Origin of the sequence: Streptococcus sp. UBA4344 (genome assembly GCF_002393675.1) — a bacterium.
GTDB classification, from domain to species: Bacteria; Bacillota; Bacilli; order Lactobacillales; family Streptococcaceae; genus Streptococcus; species Streptococcus vicugnae.
This window is the reverse complement of record NZ_DGTE01000019.1, coordinates 1-18,328: the sequence shown is the minus strand read 5'-3', so window position 1 is coordinate 18,328 and position 18,328 is coordinate 1. Positions and strand designations below refer to the sequence as shown.

Here is an 18,328-nt window from a genome sequence, read left to right as displayed (position 1 = left end):
ATTTTTAGCAGTTCGTCAGTATTTTGAAATTTTTGCTGACATTTGTCAGTAAATTTTGTTAAACCCTTGTAAAATCAGGAAATTTAGTGACAGCATTTGCAAAAAATGATAAAATAGTTTCTGATAGTTAATATTGATATTTAATAATAAAGAGGGAGACCTAACTATGAAAGGTATTATTCTTGCAGGAGGATCAGGAACACGTTTGTATCCTTTGACTCGTGCGGCTTCAAAACAACTTATGCCAGTGTATGATAAACCAATGATTTATTATCCACTATCAACATTGATGTTGGCTGGTATCCGAGACATCTTGATTATCTCAACACCAACTGATATTCATCGTTTTGAAGAACTACTTGGAGACGGTTCAGAATTTGGTATTTCACTTTCTTACGCCGTTCAACCAAGCCCAGATGGATTGGCACAAGCCTTTATCATCGGTGAAGAATTTATCGGAGATGACAATGTTGCTCTTGTATTGGGAGATAACATTTACCATGGAGCAGGTCTAAGTAAAATGCTTCAAAAAGCAGCTAGCAAAGAAAAAGGTGCTACTGTCTTTGGTTATCAAGTAAAAGATCCAGAACGTTTTGGTGTTGTTGAATTCGACGAAGATTTCAACGCCATCTCAATCGAAGAGAAACCAGAACATCCCAAATCACACTACGCTGTAACAGGTCTTTATTTCTACGATAACGATGTTGTAGAAATTGCTAAAAACATCAAACCAAGTGCACGTGGTGAACTTGAAATCACAGATGTAAACAAAGCTTATCTTGAACGTGGCGATCTTTCTGTAGAAGTTATGGGTCGTGGATTTGCATGGCTTGATACAGGAACACACGAAAGCCTTCTTGAAGCAGCTCAATATATTGAAACAGTACAACGTATGCAAAACCTTCAAGTAGCAAACTTGGAAGAAATTGCTTACCGCATGGGTTACATCACAAAAGAAGATGTGTATAACCTTGCACAACCACTTAAGAAAAACGAATACGGAAAATACTTGCTCCGTTTGATTGGAGAAGACTAATGACAGAACAGTTTTTTGGTAAAGAATTAGCAGCACGTAAAATCGAAGCTATCCCAGGGATGATCGAATTCGATATCCCAGTTCATGGTGACAACCGTGGATGGTTTAAAGAAAACTTCCAAAAAGAAAAAATGCTTCCACTTGGTTTCCCGGAATCATTCTTTGCAGAAGGAAAATTGCAAAATAACGTCAGCTTTTCACATAAAAATGTTTTGCGTGGACTTCATGCTGAACCATGGGATAAATACATTTCAGTTGCTGATGAAGGTAAAGTCCTAGGTTCATGGGTTGACTTGCGTGAAGGTGACAGCTTTGGTCATGTATACCAAACTGTTATCGATGCTTCAAAAGGTATCTTTGTCCCACGTGGTGTCGCTAATGGTTTCCAAGTATTGTCTGATAAAGTATCATACAGCTACTTGGTTAACGATTACTGGGCACTTGAACTTAAACCAAAATACGCTTTTGTAAACTATGCTGACCCAACTCTTGGAATCAAATGGGAAAACTTGGAAGCAGCAGAAGTTTCTGAAGCAGATAAAAATCACCCAATGCTTAAAGATGTTAAACCATTAAGCAAAGAAGATTTGTGATAAAGCGTTTAAAATAAGACTTGTTATTTAAATAACGAGCGAAACGAGCTTTAAACGATAGTTGACGCAGTGGTGAAAGTGAAATCTGATATTATTAAGATTTCACCGGAAATTTTGAGACTTTTTGCTCAAAATTTAGGCATGGAATTCCGTAGGAAGTCGCTGCCGTCCGCACCACATAAGTCGAGTATCAAAAATAAATAAAATTTCGGAGAAATTTAAAAGATGTCTGAATACAAAAATATCATTGTAACCGGTGGTGCAGGTTTCATCGGTTCAAACTTCGTACACTATGTTTACAATAACCACCCAGATGTACACGTTACCGTTCTTGATAAATTAACATACGCTGGTAACCGTGCAAACTTAGAAGAAATCCTTGGTGACCGTGTTGAGTTGGTTGTTGGTGACATTGCAGATGCTGAATTGGTCGATAAATTAGCTGCTAAAGCTGATGCTATCGTTCACTACGCTGCTGAAAGCCACAACGATAACTCATTGAAAGATCCAAGCCCATTCATCCAAACAAACTTTGTTGGAACGTACACACTTTTGGAAGCAGCTCGTAAATACGATATTCGTTTCCACCACGTATCAACTGACGAAGTTTACGGAGACCTTCCACTTCGTGAAGACCTTCCAGGACATGGTGAAGGACCAGGTGAAAAATTCACTGCTGAAACAAAATACAATCCAAGTTCACCTTATTCATCAACAAAAGCTGCATCAGATTTGATTGTTAAAGCTTGGGTACGTTCATTTGGCGTTAAAGCAACTATTTCTAACTGCTCTAACAACTATGGACCATACCAACACATCGAAAAATTCATTCCTCGTCAAATCACAAACATTTTGTCAGGAATTAAACCAAAACTTTACGGTGACGGTAAAAACGTTCGTGACTGGATTCACACAAACGACCACTCAACTGGTGTTTGGGCTATCTTGACTAAAGGACGCATCGGTGAAACTTACCTTATCGGTGCTGATGGTGAAAAGAACAACAAAGAAGTTCTTGAACTTATCCTTGAAAAAATGGGTCAACCCAAAGATGCTTATGACCACGTAACAGACCGTGCTGGTCACGACCTTCGTTACGCTATTGATTCAACTAAACTTCGTGAAGAACTTGGTTGGAAACCTCAATTCACAAACTTTGAAGAAGGACTTGAAGCAACAATCAAATGGTACACAGATAACCAAGATTGGTGGAAAGCTGAAAAAGAAGCTGTTGAAGCTAACTACGCTAAAACACAAAAAGTTCTTGATAAATAATTAGAAAAGCCTATCGTATCAAGGGTTACAGCTTGTACGACAGGCTTTTTTTTGTGTATAAGGGGCATTTTCGGGGGCAACGTAAGGGTAGAAAAGTGGTATAATAAATTTAATTTTTTCGATAAAGGAGGAGCAGTGATGAAAGATGATGTCAAATTAGCTCACGAAATTGCTAAAAGAGCACATCACGGTCAAGTTGACAAAGCTGGTGCGCCGTATATTTTACACCCTGAGACGGTGGCATCGTTTGTCACGAAAGATGGTGAAAAAATTGTTGCCTATTTACACGATGTGATTGAAGATACTCCTTATCAGCTGAGTGATTTAGAAGAAGCAGGTTTCTCGTCTGAAATCATAAAAGCAGTTGATTTATTGACTAGAAAAGATGGGCAATCGTACAAGCAATATCTTAAACTTGTTAAAACAAATGAATTAGCACGTGTTGTCAAATTGGCGGATTTAAAGCACAATTCAGATTTATCAAGGATATCACGTGTTACTAAAAGAGATATTGATCGATTGAAAAAATACCAAGATGCCATTATATTTTTAAGCACTTAGATATTTCTATGTGCTTTTTATCCCTTAAAAAATGGGAAATACCATATAACTTAACTTTTGATTCAGAATTGTGTTTATTTTTCTGGTACAATAGAAGAAAACGAGAAAGAAGAGAAAAATGACAAAGTTAGCTACAATTTGTTATATTGACAACGGTGAAGCTCTTTTGCTTTTACATCGCAATAAAAAGCCAAATGATGTTCATGAAGGAAAATGGATTTCAGTGGGTGGTAAACTTGAAGCTGGTGAAACTCCAGATGAGTGCGCTAAACGTGAAATCTTTGAAGAAACTCATTTTACTGTTAAAGAAATGGATTTCAAGGGAGTGATTACTTTTCCAGAATTTACGCCTGGACATGACTGGTATACTTATGTTTTCAAAGTAACTGATTTTGAGGGTGAATTAATCTCAGATGAAGAATCACGAGAAGGAACGCTTGAGTGGGTACCTTATGATCAAGTCTTGTCAAAACCAACTTGGGAAGGTGATTATGAGATTTTTAAATGGATTTTAGATGATGTTCCGTTTTTCTCAGCTAAGTTTACTTATGATGACAAGCAACGTCTTGTAGATAAGAGCGTTACTTTTTATGATAATAAGTAGTGTGTATTATAGAGAGGAGTTTTCATGGATCGACATCAAGAAAAGAAATTTACTGATTCTTGGTTTTTTAAATGGGTATTGAATAGTCAAGCTACTGTGACTGTTATGGTTACCTTTCTTGTTTTTTTGACCCTTTATTTATTTACTAAGATTTCGTTCTTGTTTAAGCCTATTTTATCATTTTTAGCTATTATTATGCTTCCTTTGGTGATTTCGGCAATTCTTTACTATCTTATCAAGCCTTTAGTTGGTCTTATTGAGAGTCGTGGTGTTAGCCGTACAGCTTCGATTTTTATTGTTTATGCCATTATTGTTGCTTTGATTATTTGGGCTTTGGCTAGTTTTATTCCGATGATTGAAGGGCAATTGATGTCATTTGTTGAAAATTTGCCGTCTTATGTCAAAAGTGTCAACGTAGAAGGGGCTAAGTTACTAAAAAGTCCTTGGTTAGCTAATTATCAGTCAGAACTGCAAGATATGCTAGCTAATATCAGTAATAAGGCTGTTGACTATGCAGAAAGCTTTTCAAAGAATGCTATTGATTGGGCATCGAATTTTGCTAGCGCGATTGCTCGTGTGACGGTAGCTATCATTATGTCACCTTTCATTCTCTTTTATTTCTTAAGAGATAGTCATAAGATGAAAGAGGGGTTGATTAAGGCATTTCCGACTAGAATGCGTCGTCCATCAGCACGTATCTTAGGGGATATCAATAAGCAACTTGCTGGTTATGTACAAGGTCAAGTGACGGTAGCGATTGTTGTCGGTATTATGTTTACAATTTTCTTTAATATCATCGGTTTGCGTTATGCGGCAACTTTTGGTATTATTGCAGGGTTCTTAAATATGATTCCTTATCTTGGTAGCTTCTTGGCTATGGTTCCAGTTGTGATTATGGGGATTGTTCAAGGGCCGATTATGCTGATTAAAGTCTTGGTGACTTTTGTTATCGAGCAAACAATTGAGGGGCGTTTTGTAGCTCCGTTAGTTTTGGGAAGCAAATTGAGTATTCATCCGATTACTATCATGTTTATTTTGCTAACGTCAGGTTCAATGTTTGGAATTTGGGGAGTTTTTTTAGGAATCCCAGTATACGCTTCAATTAAAGTAATTGTCAAAGAACTTTTTGACTGGTATAAAGTTGTCAGTGGTTTATATGACGAAGATTATATTGTAAAAGAAGGAGAAGAAAATATAAAAGATGTTGAATAGTGAAAAAATGGTTGCCTCAATTCAGAGTCAGGATTTGGAGCACGCAAATAAATATTTTAAACGTGCTTTGAAAGAAGATGATGCTGAGACACTCTTGGAGTTGGCAGAGTATCTTGAGAGTATTGGATTTTTACCACAAGCAAAAGAAATTTATCTGCAAGAACGTGAGGATTATCCTGAGGTAAATATTAACCTTGCTCAGATTGCAACTGAAGATGGCGATATTGAGGGAGCATTTATGTATCTTGATGCCATTTCTCCAGAAAGCGACAGTTATTTGTCAGCTTTGTTAGTTATGGCTGATATTTATGAAATGGAAGGTTTGGCTGATGTTGCGCGCGAAAAACTTTTGCAAGCAAATGAAATCAGTGATGAACCTTTGGTTATTTTTGGTTTGGCAGAAATTGAAATGGAACTTGGAAATTATAACCAAGCTATCAAAGAATATGCGAAATTAGACAACCGTGATATGCTAGAGCTAACAGGTGTATCAACATATCAGCGTATTGGTCGTGCTTATGCAAGTCTTGGGAAATTTGAAGCAGCTATCGAATTTCTTGAAAAAGCAGTTGAAATTGAGTATGATGATAACACTGTCTTTGAGTTAGCGACTATTTTGTATGATCAAGGTGAGTACCAAAAAGCTAATATCTATTTCAAACAATTGGAAACAATGAACCCTGATTTTGAAGGGTATGAATACGTTTATGCTCATTCTCTTCACGAGGAAAACAAAACAGAAGAAGCGCTTCGCTTGGTTCAAAAAGGTTTGTCTAAAAATGAATTTGATACAAATCTCTTGTTAGCGGCTTCTCAATTCTCATATGAGTTGCATGATTCAAAACAAGCAGAAAGTTATCTTTTAAAAGCAAAAGAAGTTGCTGTTGATGATGAAGATGTTTTGATGCGTTTGACAAACTTGTACTTAGAAGAAGAACGCTATGATGATGTTGTTGCGCTTTATCGTGACAATATTGATAACGTGCTTACAAAATGGAACATTGCCAAGGCTTATCAAGCGCTTGAGGCTGATAAAAAAGCGCTCAAGATTTACGATGATTTGGCAACAGATTTAGCTGATAATCCAGAATTCTTGCAAGATTATGCTTACATTTTGCGTGAGTTTGGTTATGGAGATCGCGCTAAAGATGTCGCTAAACGTTACTTGAGCTTGGTTCCAGATGATGTCAATATGGTGGAATTTTTAAATGAAGATGAATTTTAAGAGTCTCTTGGCTAGTAATCTGATAACGGTTATCATCATTTTTGTTTTGCTATCATTCTTTGATCAAAGTGGTGAGCCTCTACGAAATATTCTTGTGGTATTTGGTGGTTTCATCATAATGACCACCTATGATTTTGTCAGAACAAGACGAAAAAAATAGGGAGAAAGAACGTGAGATTTGTCACGTTCTTTTCTTGTAATTTTCATTGATATTTTCATTTTACGAAAGAAAGATAAAGAAAAATTTCACAAGCGAAATTTCACAAACTTTTCGTAAAACTATGGTATAATTGATTCATATTTGTGAAAAAATAAAAATTTGTGATTTAGATTTGACTAATTTTATCACCAAATCTGCTTGTAGTTGTGATATATTTGGATTGGAAAAAATCCTTTCTTAATTAGTCATCTAAAGACATATAGGAGATAAAATGACTGAACAAAAGCAATATGGGGCTGATCTTGTTGTAGATAGCCTTATCAATCATGACATTGATTATGTCTTTGGTATTCCAGGTGCAAAGATTGACCGAATTTTTGACACACTTGAAGATAAGGGGCCAAAACTGATTGTTGCTCGTCACGAACAAAATGCTGCTTTTATGGCACAAGGTATCGGACGTATCACTGGCAATCCTGGTGTAGTTATCACAACAAGTGGTCCTGGTGTATCAAATTTGGCAACTGGTCTTGTAACGGCAACTGATGAAGGTGACCCAGTTCTTGCCATTTCTGGACAAGTAAAACGCTGTGATTTATTGAAACGTTCACACCAATCAATGAAAAACGTGGCTATGATGGAGCCGGTGACTAAGTCAGCTGTTGAAGTTCACGATCCTAACACACTTTCTGAAACTATTGCCAATGCTTATCGTGTCGCTAAATCAGGCAAACGTGGCGCTAGCTTTGTTTCTATTCCTCAAGACGTTACTGATAGTTTGGTATCGGTAAAAGCTATTAAACCATTGACTGATCCAAAACTTGGTTCAGCATCAGTAGATGATGTGAATTACCTTGCTCAAGCTATTCGAAATGCTGAATTGCCTGTTCTTCTCTTGGGAAATGGTGCTTCAACACGTGCGGTTACAAAATCAATTCGTAAATTGCTTGAAGCTGTTAAGTTGCCAGTAGTCGAAACTTTCCAAGGTGCTGGTATTGTTTCACGTGAGCTTGAAGAAGATACTTTCTTTGGACGTGTTGGACTTTTCCGTAACCAACCAGGTGATATGTTGCTAAAAAAAGCGGACCTTGTCATTGCTATTGGTTATGACCCAATTGAATACGAAGCACGCAACTGGAATGCTGAAATTTCAGCACGTATCATTGTTATTGACGTCGCTCAAGCTGAAATTGATACTTATTTCCAACCAGAACGCGAATTGATTGGAGATATTGCCGACACTATTGATTTGCTATTGCCTGCTGTCAATGGCTATACACTACCAAAAACATCTGTAGATTATCTTCAAAACCTTAAGAAAAATGTGGTTGAAGATGTGAAATTTGACCGCAACTCAAAAGAAGGTTTGGTTCACCCGCTTGATGTGATCGATGTCTTGCAAGAAAATACGACTGATGATATGACAGTGACAGTTGACGTTGGTAGTCATTACATTTGGATGGCACGTTATTTCAAATCATATGAAGCACGTCATTTGCTCTTCTCAAATGGTATGCAAACACTTGGTGTAGCACTTCCTTGGGCAATTTCTGCAGCGCTTGTTCGTCCAAATACAAAAGTCATTTCTATTTCTGGTGATGGTGGTTTCTTGTTTTCAGCACAAGAATTGGAAACTGCTGTACGCCTTAACTTGCCAATCGTTCACATTATTTGGAATGATGGTAAATATAACATGGTTGAATTCCAAGAAGAAATGAAATATGGTCGTTCTTCTGGTGTTGAATTTGGTCCAGTTGATTTTGTTAAATATGCTGAAAGCTTTGGTGCAAAAGGTTACCGTGTTGATAGCAAAGAATCATTTGAAGCTACTCTTAAGAAAGCTTTGCAAGAAGCAGAAAATGGACCAGTGCTTATCGATATTCCAATCGATTACAAAGATAATATCAAACTTGGTGAAACAATCTTACCAGACGAATTTTATTAAGCTTGCATTTTAGCTCATTTGGCAATAAAATAATACTGTTAGTTAATTTTAAATGACGAAAGTGAAGGAGAATATGTCAGAAGCAATTAAACTTTTTCAATATAATACCTTAAGTGCCTTGATGGCTGGCCTTTATGGTGGAACGTTAACCATTGGTGAGCTATTGGAGCATGGTGATTTAGGAATCGGAACCCTCGATTCTATTGATGGAGAGTTGATTATTCTAGACGGTAAAGCCTATCAAGCTATTGGCTCAAACGGAAAACCTGAAATTGTTGAGGTTTCTGATGATGTCAAAGTTCCTTACGCTGCAGTTGTTCCTCATCAAGCTGAAGTGATTTTCAAACAACGTTTTGAAATGACAGACGCTGAGCTTAAAAAACGCATCGAATCGTATTATGATGGGGTTAACTTGTTCCGTTCGATTAAAATTAAAGGGACTTTTTCTAACATGCATGTTCGCATGATTCCAAAATCTGCGCCAAATACTAAGTTTGCAGAAGTCGCAACACGCCAACCAGAGTATACTCGTGAGGATGTAACGGGTACAATTGTGGGCATCTGGACACCTAAGATGTTTCACGGTGTGAGTGTTGCAGGTTATCATTTGCACTTTATTTCGGATGATTTAACATTTGGTGGTCATGTGATGGATTTTGTCATTTCAGAAGGTGTGGTTGAAGTGGGACCGGTTGATCAATTGGATCAACGTTTCCCAGTACAAGATCGCAAATACCTTTTTGCAAAATTTAACATGGACGAATTGAAAGAAGACATCAAAAAAAGCGAATAAATCGTTTAGCTATCGCATATGAAAAAGGCGCATTACTAAAAACGAGTTTTCTTGTTTTAGTAATGTGTTTTTTTACGTGATAAAATAGGAGTAGAGAGTTGATTTTTACTGCTATTTATCCTAAAATAAAAGACGTTGTGCATACGAGGCTAGTATCAAAAATTGATAGAATTGTAAAAATTGTATGACGATTTTAAACAAAAAACAGGAGAATGTATGGATATTTTTCGAAAGACCCCTATGGCGCAAAAGAAAAGCTATTTACAGAGACGCCTGGGGTTTGCTGAACTTATCTTTTTAGGGGTAGGTTCGATTGTTGGGACTGGGATTTTCACGATAACAGGAGTAGGAGCAGCTGAATATGCAGGACCTGCGATTACCATTTCAATTATTGTTGCTGCTATCTGTGTAACCATGTCAGCCTTATTCTTTGCAGAATTTTCTTCAAGATTACCACACTCAGGTGGTGTTTATCGCTATTTATATACTGTTTTTGGAGAATATCCTGCCTGGATTGCTGGTTGGTTTATGATTATCGAGTTTGCAGGAGCCATTTCGACAGCGGCTTCTGGCTGGGGAGGATATCTAAAGGCTTTCTTAAGAACTTTTGGTATCAGTCTTCCAACCGCACTCAGTGGACCTTTTAACCCTGAAAAAGGAACTTATATTGATATTATTCCAGTTATCTTGTTGCTGTGTGTAACAGCCTTGGTTGTTTTGGGAGTTCAAACGGTACTGAGATTTAATTCAGTTTTGGTTATTTTTAAATTAGCTGTTTTGTTGATTTTCATTGCCCTTGGTTTAACAGCTATTAACACGGATAATTGGAGTCATTTTGCACCTTATGGTTTTGGTCAAGTCTATGGTGGTAAAGTTGGTATCATGGCAGGTGCCTCTTTGATGTTCTTTGCTTTCCTTGGTTTTGAGTCTATTTCAATGGCTGCTGATGAAACCAAAGAACCAGAAAAGAAAATTCCACAAGGTATTTTCTTCTCAATTGGTTTGACAACTTTATTGTATGTTTTGGTAACCTTGGTGTTAACAGGAACAGTTCATTATACAAAATTAAATACAGCAGATGTGGTGCCATTTGTACTACGTAGCATTGGATTCCCATTGGTTGGTAATTTTGTTTCGATTGTCGTGATTTTGACCTTGGTTACTGTATGTATCTCAATGATGTTTGCCTTGTCACGTGTGATTTATAACATTAGTTGCGATGGTTTATTACCAGAACAATTTCAAGAATTGACGCCAAAGAGCAAAGTACCGAAGAAAGCAACGATTTTTGTTGGTTTGGTAACAATGTTTATGTCAGGATTTTTACAACTTGAAATCTTAGCTTTATTGGTTAATATTGTAACTCTTGCTTACCTTATTTTGCTTGCTTTTGGTATTTTGAAACTTCGTAAAGATTATGGTGAGCCAAAAGAAGGAGAGTTTAGAACACCTTGGGTTCCATTTTTACCAATTGTGTCAATTGTGGTTTGCTTATCTTTGATGACACAATGTAAAGCAATTACTTGGTATGGCTTTATCATTTCATTTGTACTCGGAAGTCTCATTTACTTTGGTTATGGTTACAGACATTCTAAGTTAAAAGCGGAAAACAAAGATTAAAAAAACTGCCCAGTGGGCAGTTTTTTCATGAGCCAGAAAATAAGAAAGCGAGTCATGCCCAGCGGGCAGTTTTTTCATGGGCCCAAAAATAAGAAATCGAGTCAAGTTCAGTGGACTGTTGAACCTGCCGACGGGTCAAAACATCCAACGGATGTTTTGAGGTCTGAGCTTAGAAATTGAAAAGCGATGAACCTAAGCTAAGTATCAAAAAAACTTTTTCTTCAGTCTAAAAATAGAGAAGCAAGTCAATGTATAAAGAGTAAAAGAAAAGCCCACTTTAAATCAACCATTGTGGAAGATTTAAAATGAGTTTTCTTTTTTATTTATCAATGCGCATGCTATTGATTTTTTCTTCGGTTGGCGTCACACGAAGTGTTTTTTGACCAGTGTAGGTTACAAATCCTGGTTTCGCACCTGTTGGTTTGTTGAGTTTTTTAGCTTCAATCATATCGACTTGGATAAGGTTTGATAGGCGAGCTTTTGAGTAATAAGCAGCTAACTCTGCGGCATCTGTTTTGACTTCATCACTTGGATTAAGGTTATCCTTGATAAGAACGTGACTGCCTGGGATATCTTTGGCGTGGAACCAAAGTTCACCTTTTTTAGCCATTTTGAAAGTTAATTCATCGTTTTGAAGATTATTTCGTCCAACCATGATGATTGTCTTACCATCAGAAGCTAAGTATTGTTCTGGTTTTTTACGTTTGTGACGTTTATCGCGCGTGCGACGTTTGACAAAACCTGTCTCAACCAATTCTTCTCGAATATCTTCAATGTCAGAGATTGAAGCATGACTTAAGGCTGTTTCGACACTTTCGAGGTAAGTGATAGTGTGTTTGGTTTCTTCAATGAGACCGGCTAAGTGTTTAACAGCTTCTTTAAGCTTCTGATATTTTTTGAAATAACGCTGAGCATTTTGGTTAGGGGTCAAACTTTTATCAAGAGCGATAGTGATTTTTTCGTTTGTGTAGTAGTTATCAAGTTCTACTTGGTCTTGATTATTTGGCACCATTGATAGATAAGTTGTAAGAAGTTCACCCTTTTGACGAAATTCTTCAGCGTTTTCTGTAGCAGCAAGTTCTTTTTCTTGTTTCCCGAGTTTTTTGATATTTTTATCCAATTCTGTTTGGACACGGTGAATCAAATCACTTGATTGTTGGTTGACACGATCGCGTTCTGCTTTGTCTTGGTAGAAAACATCCAAAAGTTCAGAAAGACTATCAAATGGTTTGTCACTTTTTTCAAATAGCACAGCTGCAAATGATTTATCAGTCATATTTGGCTGAACTGGTCTATTGAAGAAAGCTCGGAATTGTTTTAGTTTATCATTGCTAAGTTGCGCAGCTAAATTTTCTGCAGTATCACGCCCTAACCCTTGGAAGAGTTTTTGAAGATGACGTGGAGCCAAGTCTTCCGTTTGTAGGATTTCAAATAATTTTTCATCTGAAATTGTAAATGGATTTTGACTACCAGTTTGCGGAGGGGCAAGATAAGTTGATCCAGGTAAGATAGTACGGTAACTGTTTTGTGAGAAACCGATATGTTTAATGGATTCAATGATTTTGCTTTCAGCTTTATCAATCAAGATGATATTACTGTGTTTACCCATAATTTCAACGACTAAGGTTACCTTAATGTTGTCCCCAATTTCGTTTTTATTTGAAAAAGCAATTTCCAAAATGCGGTCATTTTCAATTTGAGTGATGCTCTCAATCACAGCCCCTTGAAGGTATTTACGCATAATCATGGTAAATGTATTTGGGGTTTGGGGATTTTGAAAATCCGTTTTAGTGATTTGCAGACGACCAAAAACAGGGTGTGCAGAAAGCAAAAGTTTATAGTTTTTACGATTATTACGAATGGTTAAAACAAGCTCGTGTTCAAAAGGTTGATTCACTTTTTGAATGCGTCCATAGAGGAGCTCATCTTGCAATTCTTTTGTTAAATGGTGTAGGAAAAAACCATCAAATGACATGATTAAAGTTGCCGCAAGGTTACTAAGGAAAATGCCTAGAAAACTTACGACGTCTCCTTTCTAATCTCATGTTTTCAATTCTTTTATTATACCATATCCCATGACAAATCTCTTGCTTGTGAAATAGGAAAGTTAAGCTAATGCTATTTTTTTAATTTTTGAATGATTGAAATTAGGTCCTGATAGTGTTTGTTATCCATTTTGACGATGGCATAGGTTTTGACAAAGATATCTTTGAATTTTTTTGAACTTGAAATGATAGTTTCGTTGTCCAATAATCTTTCGGCGATGTCTTGGCTAACAATAGTAATCCCTGTGCCTTTGAGTACTTCGTGTTCAATCAGTGAAAGGTTATCAATAGAGATGTGGTGTTGAGTAGGTAGTTGATTAATTTTAATGAATTCCCTTAAGAAATTATGATAACTACTTGTCATGTGATAGAGTAAAAAGAGTGTTTTCTCCCCTTTATCAAAGGCGTTGATGAGGTCTTTTTGACCGACTATCATCAGTTTATCAGCGCGAAGTGGGATTTTAAGGACACCTTTTTGAGTGTAGCTACCAGACATGATGCCAAGATCAATCTGCTCAACTAACAGTGCTTGGAAAATCTGATGAGAATTACTATAAGTTTGGACGTTTAGTTTGCGATTTTCTGGTAGATTATCTTGGATAGTAGAAAGATAGGTCTTGAGGTAGGAAGTGTCAGAACCAAGAATAATAGTTTCTTCAAAGTTTGATTCTAAATTATCAAGAAGAGTGTTATAAGCCAGTAAGGTCTGATTGGCAAATTGATAAATCTCTCTTCCTTTTGGTGTAAGGGAGATTTTTTTATTTTTACGTAAGAAAACCTCACATAAATTATTGCTAATTTCTTTTACACGCTTAGAAACGGCTGGCTGGCTGATGTTGTTCAGCTTAGCAGCTTCAGAATAACTTTGAGTTTCATAGATGTCTTTGATTAATTTAAAGTCAAAAATGGATAATTTATAACTAGATTTCATAATTTAGATTTTAGCATAAATAAAAGTTATATTCAAATCTTCTAAAGTGGGACGTTTTTTCAAAAAAATAGCCAAAAACACATAAAATTTAGTCGATATGTCAGAAAACCTAACACAAACCATTGAAATAAAATTCTGAAAATTATAAAATATTGACATCAATTGAGAAAGAGGTTTGCAGCATGGTTGCTTTGGAAGAGGAGTTGGCGAGTTTTGATTTAACGGCAAAGTATATGATTGAAATGAAGGGGATTCGAAAGAGTTTTGGTAAGCAAGAAGTTTTGAAAAATATCAATCTTTCCGTTAAAAAAGGTGAAGTTGTGGTTCTAATTGGCCCATCTGGTAGTGGGAAATCAACTTTGATTCGAACGATTAATAAGTTAGAGAAAATTAATGGTGGGAAAATTGCTGTAATGGGGAAAAACATTTACGACATGAACATGAATGATAATTTACTTCGTGAACGTGTCAATATGGTTTTCCAGCATTTCAATCTTTTTAATAATATGACTATTGCCAAAAATATTAGTATTGGTCCAGAGAAATTACATCGGAAAAGTAGCGAAGAAATGCAAGAAGTCGTTTTTAGGTTGTTAATGGCGGTAGGATTGCTTGATAAGAAAGACGCTTATCCTGAAAATCTATCTGGTGGGCAAAAGCAACGTGTGGCGATTGCAAGAGCTTTAGCTATGGAGCCGGATATCATTTTATTTGATGAACCGACATCAGCGCTTGACCCAGAAATGGTTGGTGAAGTTTTGCAAGTGATGAAGGCTATCGCCAAAAGTGGGACAACGATGATTATTGTGACGCATGAAATTGGCTTTGCTAAAGAAGTGGCAGATCGAATTGTTTTTCTTGAAAATGGTGAGTTGATTGCTGACATGTTACCTGAGGAAGTTAATAGTTCTTATCCAAATCAACGTGTGGCAAGTTTCTTAAAACAAATTTTGTAAGTTATAAGTTAGGTGTAGGAGTGTTTTATGTTTGGTGGGTTTCTGGAAAGTTATGGTGGTTTTATTTTAGATGATGCCCTGATGACGGTCTTTTTATCAGTGGTTTCGATGATTCTAGCCTTGATTTTAGGTGGTCTTGTCACAGCAGCTCGAATGAGTGACAATCTTTTGATTAGTGGTTTGACAAAACTTTATATTGAAGTGGTTCGTGGTTTGCCAATGCTAGTCATTTTGTCACTCTTCTTTTATGGCTTGCCTGAGCTAGGGCTTAATATTCCTGAAGGGACCTTATTTGGGGTTGATTTAGATCGTTTGATTGCTGCTTTAACAGGTTTAACGGTGGGTGAGTCGGTATTTGTTGCTGAGATTTATCGTTCTGGGATTCAAGCTGTTGATTCAGGTCAGTTTGAAGGAGCGCGAAGTATTGGTTTTAATAAATTTCAAGCTTATCGTTATGTGATTATTCCACAAGCTTTTAAAAATATTTTGCCAACCTTGGGCAATGAATTTGCTAATAATATCAAATCAAGTTCTCAAGCGTCTGTTATTGGTGTGGCTGATTTGATGTTTACAGCAAGTACTATTCAAGGCATTTCTTATAAACCCTTTCAAGCCGTCATTGCCGTTGGTATCGTATATTTAGTTTTTACTTTTTCAACGACTCGCATTGTTGCCCACTACGAAAAGAAAATGAATCGTAGCACAGAAGAAGAGCTGAGTTTTGATGAAAAGGTAGGTCAGTTTTTACAAAACGTTAAATCAAGTTGGAAGAAACTGACAGTAACGACAGCTGTCATCGCAGATATTATTGGTTTATTTGCTTTGAATCATAGCAGAGCTACTCAAGCAGCAAGTGGCATTGATAAGATTCAAGAGTCAGGTCAGCTAGTGGTAGCGACAAATATCGGTTATGCGCCATATGAATTTTACGATTTGAGTTCAGGTCATAAAAAAGCAGTTGGGGTTGACTTAGCTTTTGCTAAACAATTGGCTGACAAGTTGCAGGTGAAATTGGTCGTTAAAAATATGAACTTTGATTCAATTTTAGGAACAATCACATCAGGTAATGCAGATATAGCTATTGCAGGGATGACTAAGACAAAGGAACGTGAAAAGTCAGTTGATTTTACTAAAAACTACGTTAAACAAACCAATAAGGTCATTGTTCGTAAAGAGTTTGCTAGTCAGTACACATCGATAAAATCTTTAGCCCCAACATCAATTGCTGTGCAAAAATCAAAAACACAAGCAGATGTGGTTAAAGATAGTATCAAGCCAAAACAGATTGTTGCACTAACGAGTCTGCCAGATGCTTTTCTAAATTTATTACAAGGAAAGGTTGATGCGGTTGTTGCAGATGATACAGTGGCAGATCAATATATCGCAAGTAATAGTGACCTAACCTATGCTGATATTGAATTGCCTGGAACAACTGAAACAGCTATGGCTTTGACAAAAGGCAATCAATCATTGAAAGCTTATGTTGATGACCTTATTGAACAAGATAAAAAGATGGGACTTTTGACAATTGGATGAAAACTTATAGTAATCTTGCTCAAAAGAATACCGGAGAAAATGAATAGAAGGAGAATCTTATGACAGTAGTAGATGGAACTAGTCGTTTACGAAAAGTGTTAATGTGTCGACCAGATTTTTTGGTCAATGCTGCGCCGATTAATGTGATTTCAGAGCAGTACACAGAGCCATTAGACCACGATAAAATGATGCGAGAATATGAAGCGGTGGTTAAGGCATATCAAGATAATGGTGTTGAAGTGGTTGAAGTGACTTCAAGTAAGAAAATGCCAAATGCTGTTTTTGCAAGAGATTTTGGAGGTGATGTTAAGGAAGGTTACATCTTAGGACGCTTTAAAAAAGAAATTCGTTTTGCTGAACGTCAGCATTATGAAGACATCATGTCAGGACTTGGCATTCCAAAGATTGCCGAAGTCACTGAAGGTTACTTTGAAGGGGGTGATTTTGCTTTTATTGATAACAAAACGTTAGCGATTGGTGTGATTGACCGCACTAATCTCACGGGTGTTGATGAAATTCATAAGCAGCTAGAACCATATGGTTACAAGGTTTATGCCGTTAAAGCCAATCCAGATTATTTGCATTTGGATATGTGTTTTAACTTAGTAGCACCTAAACTTGCTATTGCTTATGAGGCTGGATTACCAGATGATTTTATTACCTTGATTAAGGAAAAAGGTATTAAGGTTATTTCTGGAACGCAAGAAATGATTTTTAAACATGGTTATAACGTTGAAGCTTTGGGAGATAATCGTGTGATGAGTTTAAAACAAAATACTTTTATTAACGAAGCACTTCGTAGTGAAGGTATGGAAGTTATTGAGGTCGATATTACAGAGTTATTGAAAGCAGGCGGTGGCGTGCATTGCATGACTTTCCCACTTGAACGTTATTAATCAATTGCTCAGGAATTATTTGTAGATGTGGATTGCCACGTAAAAAACAATTTAGAAAGTTTGTTATGTCAACATTTTTAGCTAAATCATTTGAAACTATTGTCGCTTATGAGCCTGGTGAACAACTTGGGGATGATTATCTTAAATTAAACGCCAATGAAAGTTCACAGGAACCTAGTCCTCGTGTTTTAGAGGTTTTGAAGAATGCTCAGACCTTAAATTATTATAACGATCCATGTCAACATAAATTACGTCAAAAATTAGCTCAGCTGCATTCACTTGACCAAGCAAACATCATTGTTGGAACAGGGGCAGATGATGTTTTGGATTTAATTTTTAGGACATTTTTTGATCGTGGGGACAAAATTGCTTTTCCAAAAGTGACTTATCCGTTTTACAAAGGATATGCGGATACGTATGGATATGAAGCATTAGAAGTGCCTTTAACAAAAGATTTACGCGTTGATTTATCAGATTATGAAGATCTTCCACATGCCGTTTTAGTTGTTAATCCGGATGCACCAACAGGATTTTTAAAACCTTTATCAGCCATCAAGAAATTGGTTGCTTCGCATCCAGAGCGCCTGGTTATTGTTGATGAGGCTTATATTGATTTTGGTGGTGCTTCAGAAACAGCTATTAAGTTGGTTGAGGAATTTTCAAATGTTATTGTTGTTCGTACTTTTTCAAAATCGCGTCAATTAGCTGGCGGTCGGATTGGTTACGTGGTTGCTTGTAAAGAACTCATCAAAGATATGGAAGATTTAAAAATGGCGGTTAATCCATTCAATGTGAGTTTGTTACAAGAAGAAGTGGCGATAGCAAGTTTAGAAGATGAATTTCATTTTGAAAGACATGTCAAGGAAATTATCGACAATCGTGATTACTTGACATCTGCTCTTCGTATTTTAGGCTTTAAAGTTTTAAACAGTAAGACGAA

16 protein-coding genes are annotated in these 18,328 nt (G+C 36.6%); 14 read left to right on the top strand and 2 right to left on the bottom strand.

Going from position 1 to position 18,328, the window contains the following annotated elements; genetic code table 11:
- The first annotated feature begins 166 nt into the window (after positions 1-166).
- The 10 genes from rfbA (at position 167) to B4D49_RS03140 (ending at position 11,024) form a co-directional block, all read left to right on the top strand.
- Positions 167-1,036 (top strand): glucose-1-phosphate thymidylyltransferase RfbA, encoded by an 870-nt coding sequence (gene rfbA, locus B4D49_RS03185; RefSeq protein WP_074482010.1) that lies wholly within the window; start codon positions 167-169, stop codon positions 1,034-1,036.
- Positions 1,036-1,629 (top strand): dTDP-4-dehydrorhamnose 3,5-epimerase family protein, encoded by a 594-nt coding sequence (locus B4D49_RS03180; RefSeq protein ID WP_074482011.1) that lies wholly within the window; start codon positions 1,036-1,038, stop codon positions 1,627-1,629. Before rfbA ends, B4D49_RS03180 begins: the two co-directional genes overlap by 1 nt.
- Positions 1,630-1,854: 225 nt before the next feature.
- Positions 1,855-2,904: a dTDP-glucose 4,6-dehydratase gene (gene rfbB, locus B4D49_RS03175; protein WP_003064218.1), complete on the top strand. Its 1,050-nt coding sequence runs from the start codon at positions 1,855-1,857 to the stop codon at positions 2,902-2,904.
- 138 nt (positions 2,905-3,042) lie between these two features.
- Positions 3,043-3,465, top strand: a complete 423-nt coding sequence (locus tag B4D49_RS03170) for a GTP pyrophosphokinase (RefSeq protein ID WP_286783154.1) — start codon at positions 3,043-3,045, stop codon at positions 3,463-3,465.
- Between the two features lie 118 nt (positions 3,466-3,583).
- Positions 3,584-4,069, top strand: coding sequence for an NUDIX hydrolase (locus B4D49_RS03165; protein ID WP_074482012.1), 486 nt, complete (start codon positions 3,584-3,586; stop codon positions 4,067-4,069).
- Between the two features lie 24 nt (positions 4,070-4,093).
- Positions 4,094-5,281: an AI-2E family transporter gene (locus tag B4D49_RS03160; RefSeq protein WP_132868978.1), complete on the top strand. Its 1,188-nt coding sequence runs from the start codon at positions 4,094-4,096 to the stop codon at positions 5,279-5,281.
- Complete coding sequence (locus B4D49_RS03155; RefSeq protein ID WP_199544280.1) at positions 5,271-6,506, top strand: tetratricopeptide repeat protein; 1,236 nt, start codon at positions 5,271-5,273, stop codon at positions 6,504-6,506. Before B4D49_RS03160 ends, B4D49_RS03155 begins: the two co-directional genes overlap by 11 nt.
- A 431-nt stretch (positions 6,507-6,937) precedes the next feature.
- Positions 6,938-8,611 carry an acetolactate synthase AlsS gene (gene alsS / locus B4D49_RS03150; RefSeq protein WP_199544269.1) on the top strand — a complete coding sequence of 558 codons (1,674 nt, stop codon included), beginning with the start codon at positions 6,938-6,940 and terminating at the stop codon, positions 8,609-8,611.
- A 73-nt stretch (positions 8,612-8,684) separates the two neighbouring features.
- Complete coding sequence (budA, locus tag B4D49_RS03145; protein WP_286783153.1) at positions 8,685-9,404, top strand: acetolactate decarboxylase; 720 nt, start codon at positions 8,685-8,687, stop codon at positions 9,402-9,404.
- Between the two features lie 216 nt (positions 9,405-9,620).
- Positions 9,621-11,024 (top strand): APC family permease, encoded by a 1,404-nt coding sequence (locus B4D49_RS03140; protein ID WP_286783152.1) that lies wholly within the window; start codon positions 9,621-9,623, stop codon positions 11,022-11,024.
- A 319-nt stretch (positions 11,025-11,343) separates the two neighbouring features.
- Here the strand turns inward: B4D49_RS03140 and B4D49_RS03135 are convergent, their stop codons facing one another.
- Both B4D49_RS03135 and B4D49_RS03130 read right to left on the bottom strand, forming a co-directional pair.
- Entirely contained in the window at positions 11,344-12,999 is a 1,656-nt protein-coding gene (locus B4D49_RS03135; protein ID WP_199544265.1) for an Rqc2 family fibronectin-binding protein, read from the bottom strand.
- A 143-nt stretch (positions 13,000-13,142) separates the two neighbouring features.
- Entirely contained in the window at positions 13,143-14,000 is an 858-nt protein-coding gene (locus B4D49_RS03130; RefSeq protein WP_286783151.1) for a LysR family transcriptional regulator, read from the bottom strand.
- 182 nt (positions 14,001-14,182) lie between these two features.
- On the opposite strand from B4D49_RS03130, the gene B4D49_RS03125 reads away from it, so the two are divergent.
- The 4 genes from B4D49_RS03125 to B4D49_RS03110 all read left to right on the top strand — a co-directional run.
- The gene (locus B4D49_RS03125; protein ID WP_081341158.1) at positions 14,183-14,956 is read left to right on the top strand and encodes an amino acid ABC transporter ATP-binding protein; all 774 of its coding nucleotides are present in this window, start codon (positions 14,183-14,185) and stop codon (positions 14,954-14,956) included.
- A 27-nt stretch (positions 14,957-14,983) separates the two neighbouring features.
- Positions 14,984-16,492, top strand: a complete 1,509-nt coding sequence (locus B4D49_RS03120) for an ABC transporter permease subunit (protein ID WP_286783150.1) — start codon at positions 14,984-14,986, stop codon at positions 16,490-16,492.
- Between the two features lie 59 nt (positions 16,493-16,551).
- Positions 16,552-17,388, top strand: a complete 837-nt coding sequence (locus B4D49_RS03115; RefSeq protein WP_286783149.1) for a dimethylarginine dimethylaminohydrolase family protein — start codon at positions 16,552-16,554, stop codon at positions 17,386-17,388.
- A 65-nt stretch (positions 17,389-17,453) separates the two neighbouring features.
- Positions 17,454-18,328, top strand: an 875-nt coding sequence (locus B4D49_RS03110; protein WP_286783148.1) for a pyridoxal phosphate-dependent aminotransferase, incomplete at its 3' end; no start/stop codon positions are given.